Origin of the sequence: Streptomyces sp. NPDC047981 (assembly GCF_040653315.1) — a bacterium.
Taxonomy (GTDB): domain Bacteria; phylum Actinomycetota; class Actinomycetes; order Streptomycetales; family Streptomycetaceae; genus Streptomyces.
This window is the reverse complement of the sequence record NZ_JBEZNQ010000115.1, coordinates 1-17,495: the sequence shown is the minus strand read 5'-3', so window position 1 is coordinate 17,495 and position 17,495 is coordinate 1. Positions and strand designations below refer to the sequence as shown.

General features: G+C 73.0%; 15 protein-coding genes and 1 pseudogene. 5 read left to right on the top strand and 11 right to left on the bottom strand.

Going from position 1 to position 17,495, the window contains the following annotated elements:
• Positions 1-106: 106 nt before the first annotated feature.
• Entirely contained in the window at positions 107-238 is a 132-nt protein-coding gene (locus tag AB0E14_RS36665; RefSeq protein WP_362428813.1) for a hypothetical protein, read from the top strand.
• On the opposite strand, the gene AB0E14_RS36660 is transcribed toward AB0E14_RS36665, so the two are convergent.
• The 3 genes from AB0E14_RS36660 to AB0E14_RS36650 form a co-directional block, all read right to left on the bottom strand.
• Complete coding sequence (locus AB0E14_RS36660) at positions 235-1,068, bottom strand: winged helix-turn-helix domain-containing protein (protein WP_362428810.1); 834 nt, start codon at positions 1,066-1,068, stop codon at positions 235-237. The genes AB0E14_RS36665 and AB0E14_RS36660 overlap by 4 nt on opposite strands.
• Before the next feature lie 312 nt (positions 1,069-1,380).
• Positions 1,381-2,409, bottom strand: a complete 1,029-nt coding sequence (gene gntD, locus AB0E14_RS36655; protein WP_362428807.1) for a guanitoxin biosynthesis L-enduracididine beta-hydroxylase GntD — start codon at positions 2,407-2,409, stop codon at positions 1,381-1,383.
• A gap of 22 nt (positions 2,410-2,431) precedes the next feature.
• Positions 2,432-3,694, bottom strand: coding sequence for an MFS transporter (locus AB0E14_RS36650; protein ID WP_362428804.1), 1,263 nt, complete (start codon positions 3,692-3,694; stop codon positions 2,432-2,434).
• A gap of 258 nt (positions 3,695-3,952) precedes the next feature.
• On the opposite strand from AB0E14_RS36650, the gene AB0E14_RS36645 reads away from it, so the two are divergent.
• Positions 3,953-5,533 carry a glycosyltransferase family 39 protein gene (locus AB0E14_RS36645; protein ID WP_362428801.1) on the top strand — a complete coding sequence of 527 codons (1,581 nt, stop codon included), beginning with the start codon at positions 3,953-3,955 and terminating at the stop codon, positions 5,531-5,533.
• Between the two features lie 74 nt (positions 5,534-5,607).
• Here AB0E14_RS36645 and AB0E14_RS36640 read toward each other — a convergent pair whose 3' ends face one another.
• The 6 genes from AB0E14_RS36640 to AB0E14_RS36615 all read right to left on the bottom strand — a co-directional run bounded on the left by AB0E14_RS36640 (position 5,608) and on the right by AB0E14_RS36615 (position 12,891).
• The gene (locus AB0E14_RS36640; protein WP_362428798.1) at positions 5,608-6,243 is read right to left on the bottom strand and encodes an FHA domain-containing protein; all 636 of its coding nucleotides are present in this window, start codon (positions 6,241-6,243) and stop codon (positions 5,608-5,610) included.
• Complete coding sequence (locus AB0E14_RS36635) at positions 6,231-6,908, bottom strand: 4Fe-4S single cluster domain-containing protein (protein ID WP_362428795.1); 678 nt, start codon at positions 6,906-6,908, stop codon at positions 6,231-6,233. The genes AB0E14_RS36640 and AB0E14_RS36635 overlap by 13 nt, the downstream gene beginning before the upstream one ends.
• On the bottom strand, positions 6,905-8,884 hold the full coding sequence (locus AB0E14_RS36630) for an AAA family ATPase (RefSeq protein ID WP_362428792.1): 1,980 nt from the start codon (positions 8,882-8,884) through the stop codon (positions 6,905-6,907). Before AB0E14_RS36630 ends, AB0E14_RS36635 begins: the two co-directional genes overlap by 4 nt.
• Complete coding sequence (locus AB0E14_RS36625; RefSeq protein ID WP_362428789.1) at positions 8,881-10,179, bottom strand: hypothetical protein; 1,299 nt, start codon at positions 10,177-10,179, stop codon at positions 8,881-8,883. The genes AB0E14_RS36630 and AB0E14_RS36625 overlap by 4 nt, the downstream gene beginning before the upstream one ends.
• Positions 10,176-12,449 (bottom strand): serine/threonine-protein kinase, encoded by a 2,274-nt coding sequence (locus tag AB0E14_RS36620; RefSeq protein WP_362428786.1) that lies wholly within the window; start codon positions 12,447-12,449, stop codon positions 10,176-10,178. Before AB0E14_RS36620 ends, AB0E14_RS36625 begins: the two co-directional genes overlap by 4 nt.
• Before the next feature lie 109 nt (positions 12,450-12,558).
• On the bottom strand, positions 12,559-12,891 hold the full coding sequence (locus AB0E14_RS36615; protein ID WP_362428783.1) for a MazG-like family protein: 333 nt from the start codon (positions 12,889-12,891) through the stop codon (positions 12,559-12,561).
• Between the two features lie 111 nt (positions 12,892-13,002).
• Here AB0E14_RS36615 and AB0E14_RS36610 point away from each other — a divergent pair, with 111 nt between their 5' ends.
• Positions 13,003-13,326: a nuclear transport factor 2 family protein gene (locus AB0E14_RS36610; protein WP_362428780.1), complete on the top strand. Its 324-nt coding sequence runs from the start codon at positions 13,003-13,005 to the stop codon at positions 13,324-13,326.
• Positions 13,327-13,356: 30 nt separating this feature from the next.
• Here the strand turns inward: AB0E14_RS36610 and AB0E14_RS36605 are convergent, their stop codons facing one another.
• Positions 13,357-14,106, bottom strand: coding sequence for an SDR family oxidoreductase (locus AB0E14_RS36605; protein ID WP_362428777.1), 750 nt, complete (start codon positions 14,104-14,106; stop codon positions 13,357-13,359).
• 135 nt (positions 14,107-14,241) lie between these two features.
• Between AB0E14_RS36605 and AB0E14_RS36600 the strand changes: the two are divergent.
• Positions 14,242-15,223, top strand: a pseudogene (locus tag AB0E14_RS36600) (PhoD-like phosphatase N-terminal domain-containing protein).
• Here AB0E14_RS36600 and AB0E14_RS36595 read toward each other — a convergent pair.
• Positions 15,210-16,214, bottom strand: a complete 1,005-nt coding sequence (locus tag AB0E14_RS36595; protein WP_362428774.1) for a Gfo/Idh/MocA family oxidoreductase — start codon at positions 16,212-16,214, stop codon at positions 15,210-15,212. The pseudogene AB0E14_RS36600 and the gene AB0E14_RS36595 overlap by 14 nt on opposite strands.
• Positions 16,215-16,295: 81 nt before the next feature.
• Here AB0E14_RS36595 and AB0E14_RS36590 point away from each other — a divergent pair.
• Positions 16,296-17,495 (top strand): multidrug effflux MFS transporter (locus AB0E14_RS36590; protein ID WP_362428771.1); only part of this gene is annotated, 1,200 nt, incomplete at its 3' end.

Here is a 17,495-nt window from a genome sequence, read left to right as displayed (position 1 = left end):
ATGACCATCGACGATCTCGCGCGCCCGGAATCCGCCGACGCGCCCACCGACAGATACACCACCCCCACCACCCCCCCCCGGGCCCGGGGCGCCGGTCCTGGATCTGTTGCGCGACGCGGTGGACCGGCGGGGGCTCTGTGTCGTGGCCTCGGCGGCGGACCTGGCGTCGCTGGAGAGGGCCGACACGGTGGTGCTGCTCGCCGAGGGGCGCGTGGCCGAGATACGGGTCATGCCTTAGCCGCGGAACCTGGAGCCGCTCCTCGGCTCGTCCGCCCCGGGGTTGCCCGGGTCGCCCGCAGGGCCGGTGGCCTCCGCGTGCAACTTCCGTTGCAGGAGCGCGAGTCCGAGCGGGGTGAGGGTGTGCATCGCGGTCGTACGGTTGCGCAAGGTCGTGATCAGTCCCGCCTCGCGCAGCACGGTGGCCTGCTTGCTGGCGCCGGAGAGGGAGATGCCGAGCCGGTCGGAGAGGTCGCCTGTGGTGCCGCTCTCGGACAGCGCGCGCAGGGCCGCCGCCCGGGTGGCGCCGACCAGAGCGGCCAGCGCCCGGTCGCCGTCGCTCTCCGACTCCTCGGAGGGCGCCTCCAGATCGTGCAGATCGAGCGGCACGGAGAAGACGAGCGCCGGCAGGCTGGACTGTCGCTCGGAGCGCACGAGGACGACGGTCTTGTCGGGGAGGAAGAGCGAGGGGCTCAGGATCAGGCCGCGTCCGTCGAGGGTGATCTCCAGGTCGAGGTGGGACGCGATGCGCAGTTCGGAGGCCTCCCAGGTCACTTTGGGGTGCAGGCCCGCGAGCAGGAACTCGACGCCGTTCGTGATGGCCATCCGACCGCGCGCGTCCCGCTCGGTCTCCAGGCGGGCCCGCATCTGCGACCAGTAGGGCAGGATCGCCGCGCTGCAGAAGAGGAAGACGACCTGGGCCAGGCGGCGGGCCCGGGCGCGGACGGCGGGCGGCACCGACTCGGCGTCGGCCCCCTCCCGCTCGAGTAACCACAGGAGGTCGGGAACGGCCTGGTACTGGGAGACGACCTCGCCCACGGCGGGGAGGTCGTCGCCGAGTCGCTCGCGCACGAACTTGTGCCAGCCTAAACTCCCGCGGGCCCGCTCACGTCCGAAGTGATGAAGTGCGAAGACCGCTTCGGACACAGGCCCTAAAGTATGGACCATTCTTAGCCGTTGGATGTCTTCGCCGGAAACTTTGATACGCAACATTGCCACCCCCGAGTCACAATTCGCACACAGGAGCCTATGCGTGTGTCGCCAGCGATGGCAAGGTTGTTGATTCGTCGAAGATTCCACGGCCCGCCACGGCAATTGCGATCAGTACCCTAGCAGCGGTCTGGATGCTCAGATGCCGTGGTGGCAGCGGGATATGACAACTCGTCAGTAGATGACGCGCGAGGCCGCCGACAAACGCGCGTGCCGGGACTTTCGAAGATCACGAGTGATATTCAGGCGGCGCAACCAGCGGTCGGTGCCGTCGAAGCGTGCCCGAAACGGTTTACGCCCGTGAACCACCCGGTAGTTGTCTATGAAAGCAATCTCGCCGGGCTCAAGGGCCACCCCGCCCATCGCCCCGTCCAGGGCATCAGAAATCTTGTCAAGAGCGTGCTGTTCGTTTTCTTCCTGTACACCCTGCATGTAATAAGGGTCCAGCCGGACGTACGGATCCTTCGGCGAGCCGAAGAGGACCGCGACGGGCTCGGGGGAACGCAGGGCGCTGTCCACCCGCTCGGCGCTGCGCCGCATCAGTTCGGCCACCTCGGGATCCTCCTCACCGCCCGCGACCTGGTTCTGCGGACGGTGCGAGTCGTCCGGCAGGATCTTGAAACGCTCCTCGGCGAGGGCCGCGCGGGTCGCGTCGTCGAGCCGTACGTCGGCGATGTCGGCGAAGGTCGTCTCCACCCCGTCGGGGTTGCGCAGGCACATCAGCCCCAGATAGTCCGTGCGCAGGGGGTGGAAGGCGTCCTCGGTGTGCCAGGCGAGGGTCTCCGCGCTGCCCCAGCCGATCTGGCCGTGTTCGTGGGCCCGGATCGGGAAGATGTCGTGCATCACCCGCCCGTCCTGCTGGGTGGCCCAGCCGATCGGCTCGCCGAGCAGGCAGCCGATGAGCAGGAACGGGATGTCGAGGCGGAGCGTCGCGTCCGGCGCGGGCTTGTCGCGCCAGTCCGCCGGGGTGGGGCCGAGCGCCGCGTCCTCGACCGGGAGTCCGGACACGACCAGCACCCCCGAGGGCTCGGTCAGCCTGAAGTCGACCAGACCCGCTCTCAGTTCGCGCGGCAGCTCGTGTGCGTAGACCTGGGCGGCCCGGTGCAGGTCGGGGTCCTCGATGGACGAGAACCGCTCCACCACCTCCGTGGTGATCTTCTCGATCGCGGCGATGTCCTCGTCGCGCAACCGCAGCTTCAGCATCGTCTTCCTCCGTTGTCGGTCGTCAGGGGAGCGCCGGCTGCCGTGCGGCCGACGGCCGGGGCAGCGCGAGGCGGCGCAGGGTCGGGCTGAGGGTGGCGCCGGCCGCGACGACCACCAGCAGCGCGGCGGCGCCGAGCATGCTCACGGCGCCGTCGCCGAAGGTCGTGGCCAGCACGCCGGCGGCGACGGGGCCCGCCGTGGCGGCCAGTTCGGAGCCGAGCGCGACCAGGCCTGACAGCCGTCCCCGCAGGCCGTCGGGGACGGCCGACAGCTGGCAGGTGATCACGGTCGTGTTGGCGACCGGCATCGCCATCGCGGCGACGCCCAGCAGGATGCCGAGCGGTATGCCGCGCGGCGCGTACGCCATGGCGACGGCGACGGCGGCGAAGACCCAGGTCGAGGCGATGACCAGCACGGCAGGGGAGAGCGCCGCCGCGTGCAGCCGGTCGGCGACCAGGGCGCCGATCAGTCCGCCCGCGCCGAAGCAGGTCATCATCAGGCCCAGCTGCCCGGGCGCGACACCGTCCTCGCCGGACACGATCAGGACGAGCACGACCAGGCTGTGGAACGCCAGGTTGACGCCCACGATCCAGGCCATCGTCGCCCGGATGACCGGCATGCGCAGCAACGGCCCGAAGCCCCCGAGGCGCGGCGCCGCCTCGGCCCCGGTCTCGGACTTCGGTGCCTCGCCCGCCGGGGCCGCCGCCGCTCGGCGCGGCAGGTGCAGCGCGGCCAGCGCCACGAACGACACCGCGAGCACCGAGGTGTTCAGCGCGAACGGCAGCACTTCGTGCAGCCCGAACGTGAAGCCGGCAAGGGCCGGGCCGACGAGCAGCGCGGCGAACGGCCGCGCCGCGTTGCGCGCCAGCGCCTGCGGCAGCTGTGCCTCCGGCACGACCTGCGGCAGGGCCGCGTGCTCGGCCGGTACGAAGACGCCGGCCGCCGCGCCCTCGACGGCCGCCACGAGCAGGATCAGCCACGGCGGGCAGTCGGCGAGCAGCAGGACCAGGGCGACGGAGAGCATCGCCACCGTACGGACGCCCTGGGTCGCCACCATCACCCGCTTGCGGTCCACCCGGTCGGCCAGCGCCCCGGCGGGCAGGCTGACGAGCGTGCGGGCGCCGGCGAGGACCGCGGCGACTCCGGCGACCGCCGCCGCCGAACCGCCGTCGGCCAGCACGAGCAGCGGGAACGCGATGTAGGCGACCTCGCCGGCCAGCTCCGACAGGAGCATGCCGGACCAGAGAATGCGGTAGTTCCGGTTGCGCGGCAGGGGTGTGGTCATGCCGTGCCCTCCGTGAGAGACGTCCACCGATGCGACCCGCAGTCTTCCCGCGGCGGGGCGGGCCCCGCCACGAAGTTGACCCGAGGACGAAACTCCGAGGCCAGCCGCGCGTCACCCGCCGACGCGGGCCACGGCCTGCGCAATGTCGGCACGGGGCAAGTTCGTTGAGGACCCGGAGGCGCGCGTCGATATTTGAGGGCTGAGTCGTGTCCGCATCCGGCACGGCGGCGAGCCATGACGGAACGGAACGGAGCCCTGATGACGACCGTACAAGCGACCGCTCCCTCGGCACACGAGGAGCCCCCGCCGCCGGCGGGGCTGACCCCCGTGCCCTGGCGGCCGGTGCTGCTGACCGCCGCCGCGATGACCCTGAGCCTGCTGGCCCTGGCGGGCCGGCACGGCTACCACGTGGACGAGCTGTACACCCGGGCCGCGAGCCGCCACCTCGACTGGGGCTACGTCGACCAGCCGCCGCTCGTCGCGCTCGTCGCCAAGGTCGAGATGGCGCTCTTCGGGGACACCCTCCTCGGCTTCCGCCTGGTCCCCGCGCTCCTCGCCTCCCTCGCCGTCGTCCTCGCCCCGCTGATCGCCCGGGAGCTGGGCGGCGGTTCCCGCGCGCAGATACTGGCCGGGTTCATGGCGTTCGCCTCGGGCCTGGTCATGTACACCGGCCACATCATGGGCACGAACAACTGGGACGAACTGTCCTGGATCACGGTGACCTGGCTGCTGATCAGGATGGTCCGCACCCGGAACACCCGCCTGTGGTGGGCGATCGCCGTCGTGGTCGGCGTCGGCCTGACCGCCAAGTACCTGCTGGTCCTCCTGCTCCTCTGCCTCGGGGCCGGGCTGCTGGCGTTCGGACCGCGGTGGGTGTTCAGGACCTGGCGCTTCCCCGCCGCGGTCGCCGTGGCCGTGGCCATCGCCTCGCCCGTGCTCGTCTGGCAGGTGACGCACGGCATGCCGCAGCTGGAGATGAGCGCCGCGCTCTCCAAGGCGCTGGAGTCCCTCTCCCGGACCACCTTCCTGCCCATGCAACTCCTCCTGATCGGCCTCTTCCTGAGCCCGATGTGGATCGCCGGACTCGTCGCGCTGCTGCGCCGCCCCGAGTGGCGCCCCTACCGCTTCGTCGGCTGGGCCTACCCCCTGATGGTGGTCGTGCTCCTGGTCGTCGGCGGGCAGGGCGCCTACACCACCTCGCTGCAGTACGTCCTCCTCGCCGCCGGGGCCGTGGTCGCCGACCGATGGGCCCGTAGCGCCACGCGACTCGGCGTGGTCGGCGGGCTGACCGGCCTGAACGCGCTGAGCTGCGCGATCCTGCTGCTGCCGACGCTCCCGATCAACGTCTACGCGAGCAACCCCGTCCTCAGCGGCATGGCCATCGTCCAGTTCGACCAGGTCGGCTGGCCCGCGATGACGCAGCAGGTGAGCACCGTGTACCGCTCGCTGCCGGCCGACGAGCAGGCGCGGACCGTCATCTACGGCAACCACTACGGCCAGGCCGGCGCGATCGACAAGTACGGCCCCGAGTACGGGCTGCCCAAGGCCTACAGCGGCCACAACTCGTACGCCGACTTCGGCCGGCCCGGCGACGACAAGACCACCGTCATCACCATCGGCGCCGATCCGAAGCAGTTCGGCGCGCTCTTCGAGAGCTGCGAGGCGCGCGGCGCGTACGAGAACGCCCTTCCGGTCTCCGACGACGGCCAGAAGTTCATGGTCTGCCGCGGCCCCCTGAAGCCGTGGTCGGACCTGTGGGAGGAACTGCGCTGGATCGGCTTCCAGTGCCCCTACACGGCCGAGGCGATCACCGCCCACAGCACCAAGGGATGCGACTGACGGGCATGAGCGACGCATGAGCGGGGGCGGGGAACGGCGTCCGGTTCAGCGCCGTTCCCCGCCCCTCGGCCGGTTCAGTGCCGTTCCCCGCTCCCCGGCGGGTCGAGGGAGACTCCGAGCGTGCAGTCCGACGCCAGCCTCAGGACGTCACCGTCCCGCAGGGGCGTCCGCTCGCCCGCGCCCGCCGGGCTGCCGTTCACGAAGGTGCCGTTGGTGGAGTGCTCGTCCCGTACCCACGCCGTGCCGTCCGGTTCGAGGCCGACGGTCGCGTGCCGGCGGGAGACGTTGTCGTAGCGCTCGAGCAGCGGGCGTGTGGTGGGGGCGGCCGGGTCGCGGCCGAGGAGCAGCGTGCTGCCCGGCGTCACCGTGCGCTCCACCGCGCCGAACCGGATCCGCAGGACGGTGCCCGGAACGTCGTGTCGGGCCGTCCGCGCGCCCGCGCCCGCGCCTGCGCCTGCGCCCGCGCCCGGCCCCGCGTCGCGGAGCAGGCGCTGGCAGACCACGCACACCTGGTTGGTCGGCACCGGAACCGGCGCGCCGCAGTGCGGGCAGAGCAGCGGCTCCTCGGCCGGATCGTCCGCGCGCACCGCGCGTACCGCGCCCGTGTGCCGCGCGGCGACGGGACGGCTGAGGTTGCCCGAGCATCCCCGGCAGACGAGGTCGTCGTCCTCGGCGGCCAGACCGCAGGTCGCACAGGTCAACTGCGCCATGACACCTCGTCCAGGGTGATGCCGGCCGACCGGAGACGGTCGCCGAGCCGATCCATGTCGCCCCGCCGGGGAACGCCGATGAACCAGACGCGGCCGTCGGCCACCGCGACCTGCATGGGCGGCGACGCGCCCGTGCCGGACTCCTCCTCGTACCGCTCGCGCCCCAGCTCGGTCAGGGCGGTCAGCCGCTGGTTGCTCGAACCCTGCCAGCGCCCGCCGGGGCTGTTGAGCCGCTCGACGTAGGGGCCGGTGAGCACCGCGTCGCAGAGGTCGAGGAGCGCCGCGTGGTCCTTCCTCAGCCGGTCCAGGGAGTACCCGCTGTACACGAGCACGTCCAGCGGCGCGGGCCGCTCCCGGCCCCAGACCCGGATCCACTCCAGGAGGGCGGCGAGCGCCTCCGGCTGCTGGAACGGCTCCCCGCCCGAGATCGTGATCCCGTCGAGGGGGTCCGGCAGCCCCGCGAGCCAGGCCTGGACCGCGGTGACGTCCACGAGCATCCCGGGATCGGCCGCCCAGGTGTCCTGCGAGACGCACCCGGCGCAGCCGATCGTGCAGCCCTGCGTCCAGATGCCCGCCCGGGTCCCGGGGCCGAGCGCCGTCACCGGATAGTGCGCCTTGTTCAGCATGAGCCGGACGGGTCCGGAGGAGCCGGCGGCGGCCGTCATGCCAGCTCCACGGAGACGATGTCCCCCTCGCGCCGCAGTCCGGTGACCCGGACGTGCGGGGCCGCCGCCGGGTCGCGGTCGAACAGCGCCCGCGCGAGGGGGTTGACGAACCGTGACTCCAGGGCCATGCCGATGCCCCTGCCGCCCATGCGCGGGTTGTCGGTGCACCACTTGCGCAGGGCGGCCCGGGCCTCGGGGGCGACGTCCAGGACGATGCCCTGCTCCTCGTGGACCCGGGAGACGATGTTGGCGAGCTGGAGATCGAAGATGCGGACGGCGGCCGCTTCGTCGATGAAGTTGAACACCACGATGTTGTCCCCGAACCGGTTGAGCAGCTCGGGCCGGCCGAGGACGCGTGTGAAGTGGTCGCCGATCGCCGACTTCACGCGCTCCTCGATCTCCTCGTACGGCATCTCGGGGTGCACATGGGGCACGAGCCGCCCCGCGCCGTCGTCCGCGGTCATCCCGAGGTTCGAGGTGAACACGAGGACGGACTCGGAGAAGTGCACCGTCGAGCCCCGCCCGTCGGTCAGCCGGCCGTCCTCCAGGATCTGCAGGAACTTGTCCAGGATCCGCGGATGCGCCTTCTCGATCTCGTCGAAGAGGATCACCCGGAACGGCTGTTGACGCACCGCGCTGGTCAGTTCGCCGCCCGCCTCGAAACCGACGTAGCCCGGCGGCGCCCCGATCAACCGGTCACCGGCGTGCTCCGCGGAGAACTCGCTCATGTCGAACCGCAGATACGCGGACTCGTCCGCGAAGATCAACGACGAGACGGCCTTGGCGAGTTCCGTCTTGCCCACGCCCGTGGGACCGGCGAAGAACAGCACGCCGCGCGGCCGGGCCGAGGAGCTGGACTGCTGGGCCCCGGACAGGCCGAGGGCCGCCCGCTTCAGGATGTCGAGCGTCTTGGTGACCGCCTGCGGCTGGCCGACGACCCGCCGCGGGATCGAGTGCTGGCCGTCCGTGATCCGCTTGCGGACGTACTCCCGCTTCCACGGGTTGTCCATGACCCCCAGCTTGTAGACGCGGATCGCGTCGGGGAGTTCCGTCATCGTCAGTCCGCGGTCCCGGGCCAGCCGCGTGACCTCGATCATCGCCTGGAGCGTCAGCCCGTCCGTCTGGGCCGCGAAGGTCTCGCACGCCTCGGCCGCCCGCGCGTCCGCGTCGAGGTCCGTGACGCCGAAGAGCTTCATCAGCAGCCGCGCGGTGGCCTGCCGGTCGCCCAGGTCCGGCATCGGGAGCCCGATGGAGCGGATCTGGTCGTTGGCCGAGGTGAACCAGGCAGGCAGGTCCCCCTCGCTGTCCGCCAGCCAGATCACCGGGTTGTACAGCGGGGTCGTGCGCCCGCTCGGCGCGCCCACCGGCGCGGCGATCCGCGAGAGCCGCGCGCAGAACCGGAAGAAGTCCCGTTCGTTCGGCTCCAGTTCCGTCGCGCTCCGCGCGATGCGGGAGGCGTCCTCGATCGCGAGCGCCGCCCGGATCTGCTGGGCCGGTCGCGCCAGTTCGGCCATCAGGCCGCGCAGGGTCTCCAGCGAGGGAAGGGAGCCGGGGCGCGGGAGCCGGGGGAGGAGCCGGGCGGCGGCCGTCTCGGCCCGCTCGGTCTCCTCGGCCGTGGCACCCGCCGGCAGATGCAGCTGGATCCCGTCCACGGGGTCGTGCACGAGCAGGCACGCGTACCCGTTGGCGCGGAGCGTCTCCCAGAGGAGGTCCAGCAGGGAGAGCAGCCGGGGACGGGCGCCGCCCGACTCCCGTACGAGGAAACTGTCGTGGCGGTTGCCCCACAGCACGAACTGCGCGTGGACGGGCAGCGTCGCCTCGAACTCCCGGAGGAACGGCGGCCCCGCGGTCGCCCGCACGACCTCCCGTCCGTGCTCGGCCTCCTGTCCGCGCGGGGCTTCCTGTCGGCGCTCGGCCTGCTGTCCGTGCGGGGCTTCCTCTCCGCGGGGGTCCTCGGCGTCCTGCGGGCCGGTCATCGCTCACGCTCCCGGTGGGTGGGCCGGGCCTGCGGTCGCGGCGCGGCCGTGGGGACGGCCAGGGGCACGGGCACCTGCCCGGGCGGGACCGCGACCTGGACGTCCGTCGTCAGACCCGCCTGCGCGAGGCGGCCCCGCAGCGCGTCGAAGTCCGCGCACCACTGCTCCTCGCGCTCCACGTCGAGGCGCGCGTCGTCGTCCCCGCGTCCCGGGGCGGTGCGCACCAGCGCGGTCCGCAGCTGACCGCTCCGCTGGTCGACGACGAGGTTGACCGCGTGCTCGGGCCACTCGCCCCGCGACAGGCGCAGGCTGCCGTCGGCGACGGTGAGCGTCTCGAACGCCTCACCGACCTCGTAGCCGAGGTCGGTGAGGGCGTCGGTCACCGTGGTGACCACGTACCGCCGCTCCACCTCCGCCTCGGCGGCGGCCCGGCAGTCGGCCGCCCGCCGGCGCAGGGGTTCGTCGAGGGTACGGAGTCCGGCCACGACCTCCGCGAGCCCGGCGCGGACGGTGTCCACGTCCGGCTCCGTCGCGCTCCCCAGGTCCTCCAGGTCCCCCAGGTCGTGCAGGAGCCGGGTCGCCTCGTCCGCGTCGCGCCGCCCGGCCTCCACGGCCTCGTTGGCGCGCTGGACCCGCAGCCGGGTCTCGGTCAGCCAGGTGCGTGCCTCGTCGGGGGTGCTCGCCCCGGCCACGCGCACCGCGGCGGACCGGGCCCGCGCCCGGTGGTCCTCGGAGCAGTCCGGCAGGAGGCGCGCCAGGACACGGGTCAGGGTCGCCGCGACGTCCTCGGGCGCGGCGGGCTCCAAGGGCTCCACGGGCTCCGAGCGATCCGAGACGTCCGCGAACAGCGCGGCGGCCTCGACCGGCCGGCGCTCCGCGCCGTCCCCGGTCACGTCGGCGAACAGCTCCGTCGCGAAGGCCCGCGCGGACTGCTCCCGCAGCTCCCGCTCCACCGTGGCCAGTTCGAGGTCGACCTGGGCGCACCAGGCCTCCAGCTCGGCCGTGGCCTGCGTACCGACCGACAGCGGCGCGGGTGGCCGGGCGGCGACGGCCGCTCCGTACCGCTCGCTCAGGTCGTCACGGGACCGGGCGAGCGCGGCGATCCGCGCGTTGCGCGTCTTCACCTCGCGCACCGCCGCGTCCCGGGCGGCCGCGGCCTGGAGGGCCGCCGCGCGGGCGGCCTCCGCCCGCCGACGGGTGGCCTCGCGCACCGCGGCGTCGCGCGCGGCGGCGCGCAACTCCGCGGGCGTGAGGGACTCGTCCACCTGGTACGCCGTACATTTGGGCCCGCTCATCGCTCCCCCAGAGCCTGCGTCCGCCGGGACAGGTGCGCCGTGCGCCAGTCCCGGTACCGGACGAACGTCCATGTTCCGTACCCCGCCGCGATCACGACGGGCACCGGCGACCACAGCTCCAGCGTGACGACCGCCCAGATCACGGTGGCGAGCGCCAGATAGAGCAGGCACCCCCCGCCGCAGGCGATCGTGCGCTTCCGCATCGGCGCCAGCTGGGTCGCAAGCGCCCGCCGCCGGCCGGGCAGCCCGCGGACGCCGTCGGCGAGGCGGGCCCGGACCGACCACCCCGGGTGGTACATGTCTCCGAGCTTCGCCGCGAGGACCAGCTCGCAGACGAGCGCGATCCCGAAGATCACGGTCGCCGCCGGGAGGAACCGCCCCAGGAACTCCCCGTCGCCGATGAGCGGTCCCAGGACCAGCGGGAGACCGACCGGCAGGGCGAACAGCAGGGCGACTCCGCCGAGGGCGCGCCGCATCGCCTCTCCGCCGCCGGACCGCCGCTGCTCCTCCGCGACCTGCCACTCCTGCCGATCGACGGTCTCCGCCGCCGCGTGGGCGCGTCGGAGTTCGTCCATGCGGCGGGCCTCGGCCTCGGCCGCCGGCAGGGTCCGTACGGCCGCCAGGTGGCGGACGGGGTCGCCGCCGTCGGCCAGCAGCGCGTCGAACCAGCCGGTTCCGCCCCGGACGGTCGCCGCGCCCGCCTCGGCCCGTTGCCGCAGCGCCCGTGCCCACTCAGGGGCGACGGCGACGGCCAGCGCCTCCACGCGGATCTCGGAGTCGGCGAGTTCCCGCCGGATCCTGGGGGGCAGCACGGTCGACTCCCGCAGCGCGTCCCAGCGGGCGTTGAGGTCGCGCCAGCGCCGGTCGACGTCGGCGAGCTGCCGGCCGCCGTCGCCGAAGGCGGCGAGGACGGCGAGGAGGCCGTGGTCGTACAGCGTGTCGACGAGCTCGCGCGCGGCCCGGCGTCGGGCGTCGTCCCGGGTGTCCGAGGCCTGTTCGGCGAGGGCGAGCAGGTCCTCGGGGAGCATGCGCGTGCCGCGGTAGACCGGCGGCATCGTCGGGTCGAGCCAGCGCAGCAGCCGCAGCAGCTTCGTGTCGGGCTCGTCGTCGCCCGGGAGGTGGACGTCGATCAGCTCCAGGAGCTCTTCCGGGTCGTCGCGCTCGGGATCGTCGAACTGTGCGAGGTAGGCGCGGAGTTGGCGCCAGGCCTGACTGGGTTCGTCCCGTTCCCCCATGGAGCCGAAGAACCGGCGGGCGGCCGTGTCCCAGTCCGCGGCCAGGGCCCGGGCGAGCGCCGCCCGGTCGGTGTGCCGTACGCCGTGGAACTGCAGGGGCCGGAGACCACCGCCCGGGCTCGCCGGTCCCGAGGCGGACTCCGGGGGCTCTTCGGCCACGTCGGGGGTGCCGCCGGCCAGCCAGTCGCGCACCTCGGCGGCGCCCCATCGGCGCTCCGGGTCCCGGACCAGCAGCCCGGCGCACAGCAGCCGCACCCGCTCGTCCGCCACATCCGACACGTCGACCGGACGCGTCGCCAGATGGTGCCGTACGGCCTGTTCCGAAAGACCTTCGAACGGTGCGCGTCCGGTGGCGAGTTGACGGGCAATCACCCCCACGGCCCACCAGTCCTGCGATCCGGACACCTCCGCGCCGAACACGTACTCCGGGGCCGAGTACGCCAGGGTCCCGAACACGCGCTGGGTGAACCGCGAGGTCGCGTCGAGCGACTTGCTCACGCCGAAGTCCGCGAGGGCCAGCTCCAGGGGCTCCCTGCCGCGCAGGAGTACGTTCGACGGCTTCAGGTCGCCATGCACGATCCCCGCGTCGTGCAGATGGGCGACCGCGTCCGTCAGTTGGGCGAGGACACCGGCGAGGACCTCCGGCGACACCGCGGTCCCGTCGCCGACCAGCTCGTCCAGCGACCCCGCGGAGAGGTACTCCGAGACCTCGTAGTCCCGCCCGTCCGAGAACCCCGTCTCGATCACCCGCGCCACGTGGCGGGTGTCGAGGCCGCGCAGGCGCTCCCAGACCTCGGGAGCGACCCTGACCCCGCTGCGGTACACCTTCGCGACGCACCGGCTCCCCGCCGCGTCGCGGACGAGCAGCACGTCCGCCTCGCGGCCCTGGTGCGGTAACTCCCGTACCACCACGAACCGTTCGGCGAGCGCCGCCGGTAATCGCAGCAGAGCCGGGGAGTCGCCGGCGCTCTCCCGACGCGTCACGGCCGCGTCGAGGACCCCGTCGTCATCCCGGCGTGTGGCATCGGCCGACACGGCCCGCTCGTCCAAACCGTCACCCCCGCGACAAGATTTTATCCGGCCCCGCCTTGCGCGGAGGTGTCCACGACGGAAACACCCGGGCGACCCAGGCAGCCCGGGGAGCCTAGGGTCCTTCCCCCAAGGACCGCTCCGCCACCCGCCGCACATGCCCCGCGAAGACCTCCGACGCGTCGGGGTTCAGCGTCCGCAGCGCCACCATCGCCGTGATGATCACGTCGCACAGCTCGGCCTCGACGTCCTGCCACGTGTGCGTCGTCCCCTTGCGCGGGTTCTGCCCCGTGGCCCCGATGAGGGCCTGCGCCACCTCCCCCACCTCCTCCGACAACTTCAGGACGCGCAGGAGGACGTCCTGCTCCGGCGGCAGGGAGTGATGCGCGGAGATCCAGGAGGCAAGGCCCTCGACGGTGTGCCACGCGTCGTCCATGTACTCGCTCATAAGCCCGAAGCCTGCCAGCTCCGCCAGGTGGCCGAGTCCCCCTCCTGACGCGCGGCACAGCCGCGGCCCGGGTCCGTGCCGTGCGGGGGTGGGGGGTGTACGGGTAGGGCCATGACGATTCCTGTCGACAAGCTCAGCGACCCCGCCGTGCGCACCTTCGTCGCTGCCCTCAACGCCAACGACGAGCAGGCCTTCTTCGCGGCCCTCGCCCCCGACGCGACCATGTCCGACGACGGTTCGGACCGGGACGTCCGTGAGTGGACCGACAAGGAGATCTTCTCCTCGCGCGGCCACATGGACGTCCAGTCCGAGAAGGACGGCGGGCTCACCCTCGTCGCCAACTACCGCAACGACACCTGGGGCGAGATGCGGACGGCCTGGCGGTTCGTCGTCGAGGGCGGGAAGATCGCGCGGTTCGAGACCGGTCAGGCCTGAGGGGGAGGGGGCGCGAGCCCCCTCTTCCCGTCATCCCCGGCCGATGTACGGCATCGTCGTCGCCATCACCGTCGCGAACTGCACGTTCGCCTCCAGCGGCAGGGCCGCCATGTGCACCACCGTCGCCGCCACGTCCGCCGCGTCCATCACCGGCTCCGCCGCCAGCTGACCGTTGGCCTGCAGGATGCCCGACTGCATCCGGGCCGTCATGTCCGTCGCCGCGTTGCCGATGTCGATCTGCCCGCAGGCGATCCGGTACGGGCGGCCGTCCAGCGACAGGGACTTCGTCAGGCCCGTCATCGCGTGCTTCGTCGCCGTGTACGCGATCGAGTGCGGGCGCGGTACGTGCGCCGAGATCGAGCCGTTGTTGATGATCCGGCCGCCCTGCGGCGACTGCTCCTTCATCGCCCGGAACGCCGCCTGCGCGCACAGGAACGCGCCCGTCAGGTTGACGTCCACGACCGAGCGCCAGGTCTCGTAGGACAGCTCCTCGACCGGGGTCCCGCCGCCCGCGAACGTGCCCGCGTTGTTGAACAGCAGGTCCACGCGGCCCCACCGGTCCCGTACGGCGTCGAAGAGGGACGCCACCGCCTCCGGTGACGTCACGTCCGTCGGGACGGCGAGGAGGGCGTCGGACCCCGCCGCCGTCTCCTCCAGCGGCTCACGCCTGCGGCCCGCGAGCGCCACCCGCCAGCCCGCCTCGGCCAGGGCCAGGGCCACCCCCCGGCCGATGCCCGAACCCGCTCCCGTCACCACCGCGACCCGCGACTCAGTGCTCATGGGCGCGCAGCGTACGGGAGATCGGTGCACAGGGAACTCACCCGTCCGACACGCGGATGTTCTGTACGCGACAACCCCACGCCGCCCCGCGCCACTCCAATGCCTCACGGACACCATCCGTCAGGGGAGGGGCACATGACGCTCGCACCGACCCGTACCGACGAACTCCGCACCGCGGCCCGGCACTTCGCGGACGGCGCCACCCGCCGCCGGTTCCTCACCGCCACCGCCACCGGCGCCGCCGCCGCGCTCGCCTTCGCCGTCCAGCTCCCGGCCGCGGGCGCCGCGAGCGCCGCCGTCCTGGACCCGCGCCGGATCACCGAGAACCCGTTCACCCTGGGCGTGGCGTCCGGCGACCCTCCCCCTGCCTTCGGCGGGGGGACCCCCAGCCCGGCTCCGTGCTCCCGTGGGACCGGCTCGCCCCCCACCCCTTCGAGCCCGACGCCGGATGCCCCGCACCCGCGTCACCGTCCGCTGGGAGCTCGCCCACGACGAGCGCTTCACCCGGGTCGCACGGCGCGGCAGCGTCACCGCGCACCCCGAGTTCCAGCACAGCGTCCACGTGGACGTGACCGGGCTCGACACCGACCGCGCGTACTTCTACCGCTTCCGCGTCGGCGACTGGACCAGCCCCGTCGGCCGCACCCGCACCGCCCCCGCGCCCGGCGCCCGGATATCCGGGCTCAAGATCGCCGCCGTCTCCTGCCAGGCGTACCACGACGGCTACTTCACCGCCTACCGGCACCTCGCCCAGGAGGACGTCGACCTCGTCCTTCACCTCGGCGACTACCTCTACGAGTACGCCGTCAACGCCACCGGCGGCGCCCGCGCCTACACCGACCACCGGCTCCCCGCCGTCTTCAACCGGGAGACGATCACCCTGGAGGACCACCGTCTGCGGTACGCCCTCTACAAGTCCGACCCCGACCTCACCGCCGCCAACCCGCACCTGAAGTTCTACAACGGGCGGCGCGGCTATGTGACGGTCGCGCTCGGCGAGGACGGCGCCCGCGCCGACTTCCGTACGGTCTCGGCCGTGACGACCCCGGGCGCCCCGGTCACCACGGCCGGGTCCTACGTCACGGAGGCGGGGAACCCCGGGCTCACGCCCGCATAGCCATTTCCCGCGGGTAGCGGACGCCGACGCGGTCCCGTACCGCGTCGAGCGTCCGCATCACCGCGAGCGAGCCGTCCAGCGGCACCAGCGGGGACTCGGTCAGGCCGGCGCGCAGGCAGCGCATGACCTCCTCCGCCTCCGGGCGGAGGGACTGCCGGTCCGCGTCGCCGTCGAGCACGAACTCCTCCGGCTCCCGGTCGTGCCGCCGCAGCGTGAAGCGGTCCGGGAAGAAGAAGCCGTGCGGCAGGTCGATCCGGCCCGCCGAGCCCGTCACGGACGCGGTCATCGGGGTGGCCGCGACCACCGAGCAGGACAGCAGGGCCGAGGCCCCGGACTCCCAGCCGAGGAGGATCCCCGTGTTCAGGTCCACGCCCTCGGGCGAGAGCAGCGCGTGCGCCTGGACCGTGTCGGGCTCGCCGAGCAGCAGCTGGGCGAAGGAGACCGGGTAGACGCCGAGGTCGAGGAGGGCCCCGCCGCCGACCGCCGGGTCGCGCAGCCGGTGGTCCGGGGCGAACGGTCCTGCCAGCCCGAAGTCGGCCTGGACGGTCCTGACCTCGCCGATCGCGCCGTCGCGGACCAGTTCCGCGAGGCGCCGGATCAGCGGGTTGCAGTACATCCACATGGCCTCCATCAGGAAGAGACCTCGGTCACGGGCGAGCGCGACCAACTCCTCCGCCTCGCCCGCGTTCAGGGTGAGAGCCTTCTCGCAGAGGACCGCCTTGCCCGCTTCCAGCGCGAGCCCGGCGGCCTCCCGGTGCGCGTGGTGCGGGGTCGCCACGTACACCACGTCGACCTCCGGGTCGGCGGCGAGCGCGGACCACTCCCCGTACGCCCTCGGAATGCCGAACCGGTCGGCGAAGGCCCGCGCCGACGCCTCCCCGCGGGAGGCCACGGCCACCACCTCCGCGCCGTCCACCGCCCGCAGCTCCTCGGCGAACTTCGCCGCGATCCCGCCCGTCGCCACCACGCCCCACCGCACGGTCGTCCCCATGCCCCGCCCTCCCGAAAGGTTCCGGCCCGCCCCGACGAGCTGAGAGCATAGGGAAAGTTTCAACGAAATGGAGAGCAGTCGATGCCGGAGAGCGGCCCGCCCACGAAGCAGGAATCGCCAGGACACATACCCGTCGGCACCGCCGCCGGTCCCGCAGCCGCCACCCGGCGCGCGAGCCTGCTCGTCACCCTCGTCCTCGGCGGACTCACCGCCCTCCCGCCGCTCTCCATGGACATGTACCTGCCGGCGCTGCCGGAGGTCACCGAGATGCTCCGCTCGCCCGCCGCGACCGTGCAGCTGACCCTGACCGCCTGCCTCGCCGGCATGGCGCTCGGCCAGCTCGTCGTGGGACCCATGAGCGACAAGTGGGGACGCCGCCGTCCGCTCCTGATCGGCATGCTGGTCTACGTCGCCGCCACCGCGGTCTGCGCCTTCGCGCCCACCGTCGAACTGCTCATCGCCTTCCGGCTCCTCCAGGGCCTGGCCGGCGCGGCCGGCATCGTCATCGCCCGGGCCGTCGTCCGCGACCTGTACGACGGTGTCGCGATGGCCCGGTTCTTCTCCACCCTCATGCTGATCTCCGGCGTCGCCCCGATCATCGCCCCGCTCATCGGCGGGCAGATCCTGCGGATCACCGACTGGCGGGGCGTCTTCCACGTCCTCGCCGTCATCGGCGTCCTGCTGACCCTGGTGGTCTGGAAGTGGCTGGCCGAGACGCTGCCGCCCGAGCGGCGCCACGAAGGCGGCGTCGGCCAGGCGCTGCGCACCATGCGCGGGCTGCTCGCCGACCGGGTCTTCACCGGCTACACGCTGGCCGGCGGCCTCGGTTTCGCCGCGCTCTTCGCGTACATCTCGGCCTCCCCGTTCGTCGTGCAGGAGATCTACGGCGCTTCGCCGCAGACCTTCAGCCTGCTCTTCGGCCTCAACTCCATCGGCCTCGTCGCCCTCGGCCAGATCAACGGCAAGCTGCTCGTCGGCCGGGTCAGCCTGGACAAGGTCCTCGCCTGGGGCCTCGGCGTGATCGTGCTCGCCGCGGCGGCGCTGCTGGTCATGACGAGCGGGGTGTTCGGGAAGCCCTCGCTCGCCGCCGTGGCCGCCGGGCTCTTCGTCCTGATGTCGGCGATGGGTCTCGTCCTGCCCAACACCAACGCGCAGGCGCTGATGCGCACCCCGCACGCGGCGGGTTCGGCCTCCGCGCTCCTCGGCACGTCCTCCTTCCTCATCGGCGCGGTCGCCTCGCCGCTCGTCGGCATCGCCGGCGAGGCGACCGCCGTCCCGATG

Bases quoted from the DNA above. Each gene is read 5' to 3' on its own strand.
- AB0E14_RS36625 (WP_362428789.1), bottom strand. From the start codon at position 10,179: ATGAGCGGGCCCAAATGTACGGCGTACCAGGTGGACGAGTCCCTCACG.
- AB0E14_RS36640 (WP_362428798.1), bottom strand. From the start codon at position 6,243: ATGGCGCAGTTGACCTGTGCGACCTGCGGTCTGGCCGCCGAGGACGAC.
- AB0E14_RS36630 (WP_362428792.1), bottom strand. From the start codon at position 8,884: ATGACCGGCCCGCAGGACGCCGAGGACCCCCGCGGAGAGGAAGCCCCG.
- AB0E14_RS36610 (WP_362428780.1), top strand. From the start codon at position 13,003: ATGACGATTCCTGTCGACAAGCTCAGCGACCCCGCCGTGCGCACCTTC.
- AB0E14_RS36615 (WP_362428783.1), bottom strand. From the start codon at position 12,891: ATGAGCGAGTACATGGACGACGCGTGGCACACCGTCGAGGGCCTTGCC.
- AB0E14_RS36635 (WP_362428795.1), bottom strand. From the start codon at position 6,908: ATGACGGCCGCCGCCGGCTCCTCCGGACCCGTCCGGCTCATGCTGAAC.
- AB0E14_RS36650 (WP_362428804.1), bottom strand. From the start codon at position 3,694: ATGACCACACCCCTGCCGCGCAACCGGAACTACCGCATTCTCTGGTCC.
- AB0E14_RS36595 (WP_362428774.1), bottom strand. From the start codon at position 16,214: ATGGGGACGACCGTGCGGTGGGGCGTGGTGGCGACGGGCGGGATCGCG.
- AB0E14_RS36605 (WP_362428777.1), bottom strand. From the start codon at position 14,106: ATGAGCACTGAGTCGCGGGTCGCGGTGGTGACGGGAGCGGGTTCGGGC.
- AB0E14_RS36645 (WP_362428801.1), top strand. From the start codon at position 3,953: ATGACGACCGTACAAGCGACCGCTCCCTCGGCACACGAGGAGCCCCCG.
- gntD (WP_362428807.1), bottom strand. From the start codon at position 2,409: ATGCTGAAGCTGCGGTTGCGCGACGAGGACATCGCCGCGATCGAGAAG.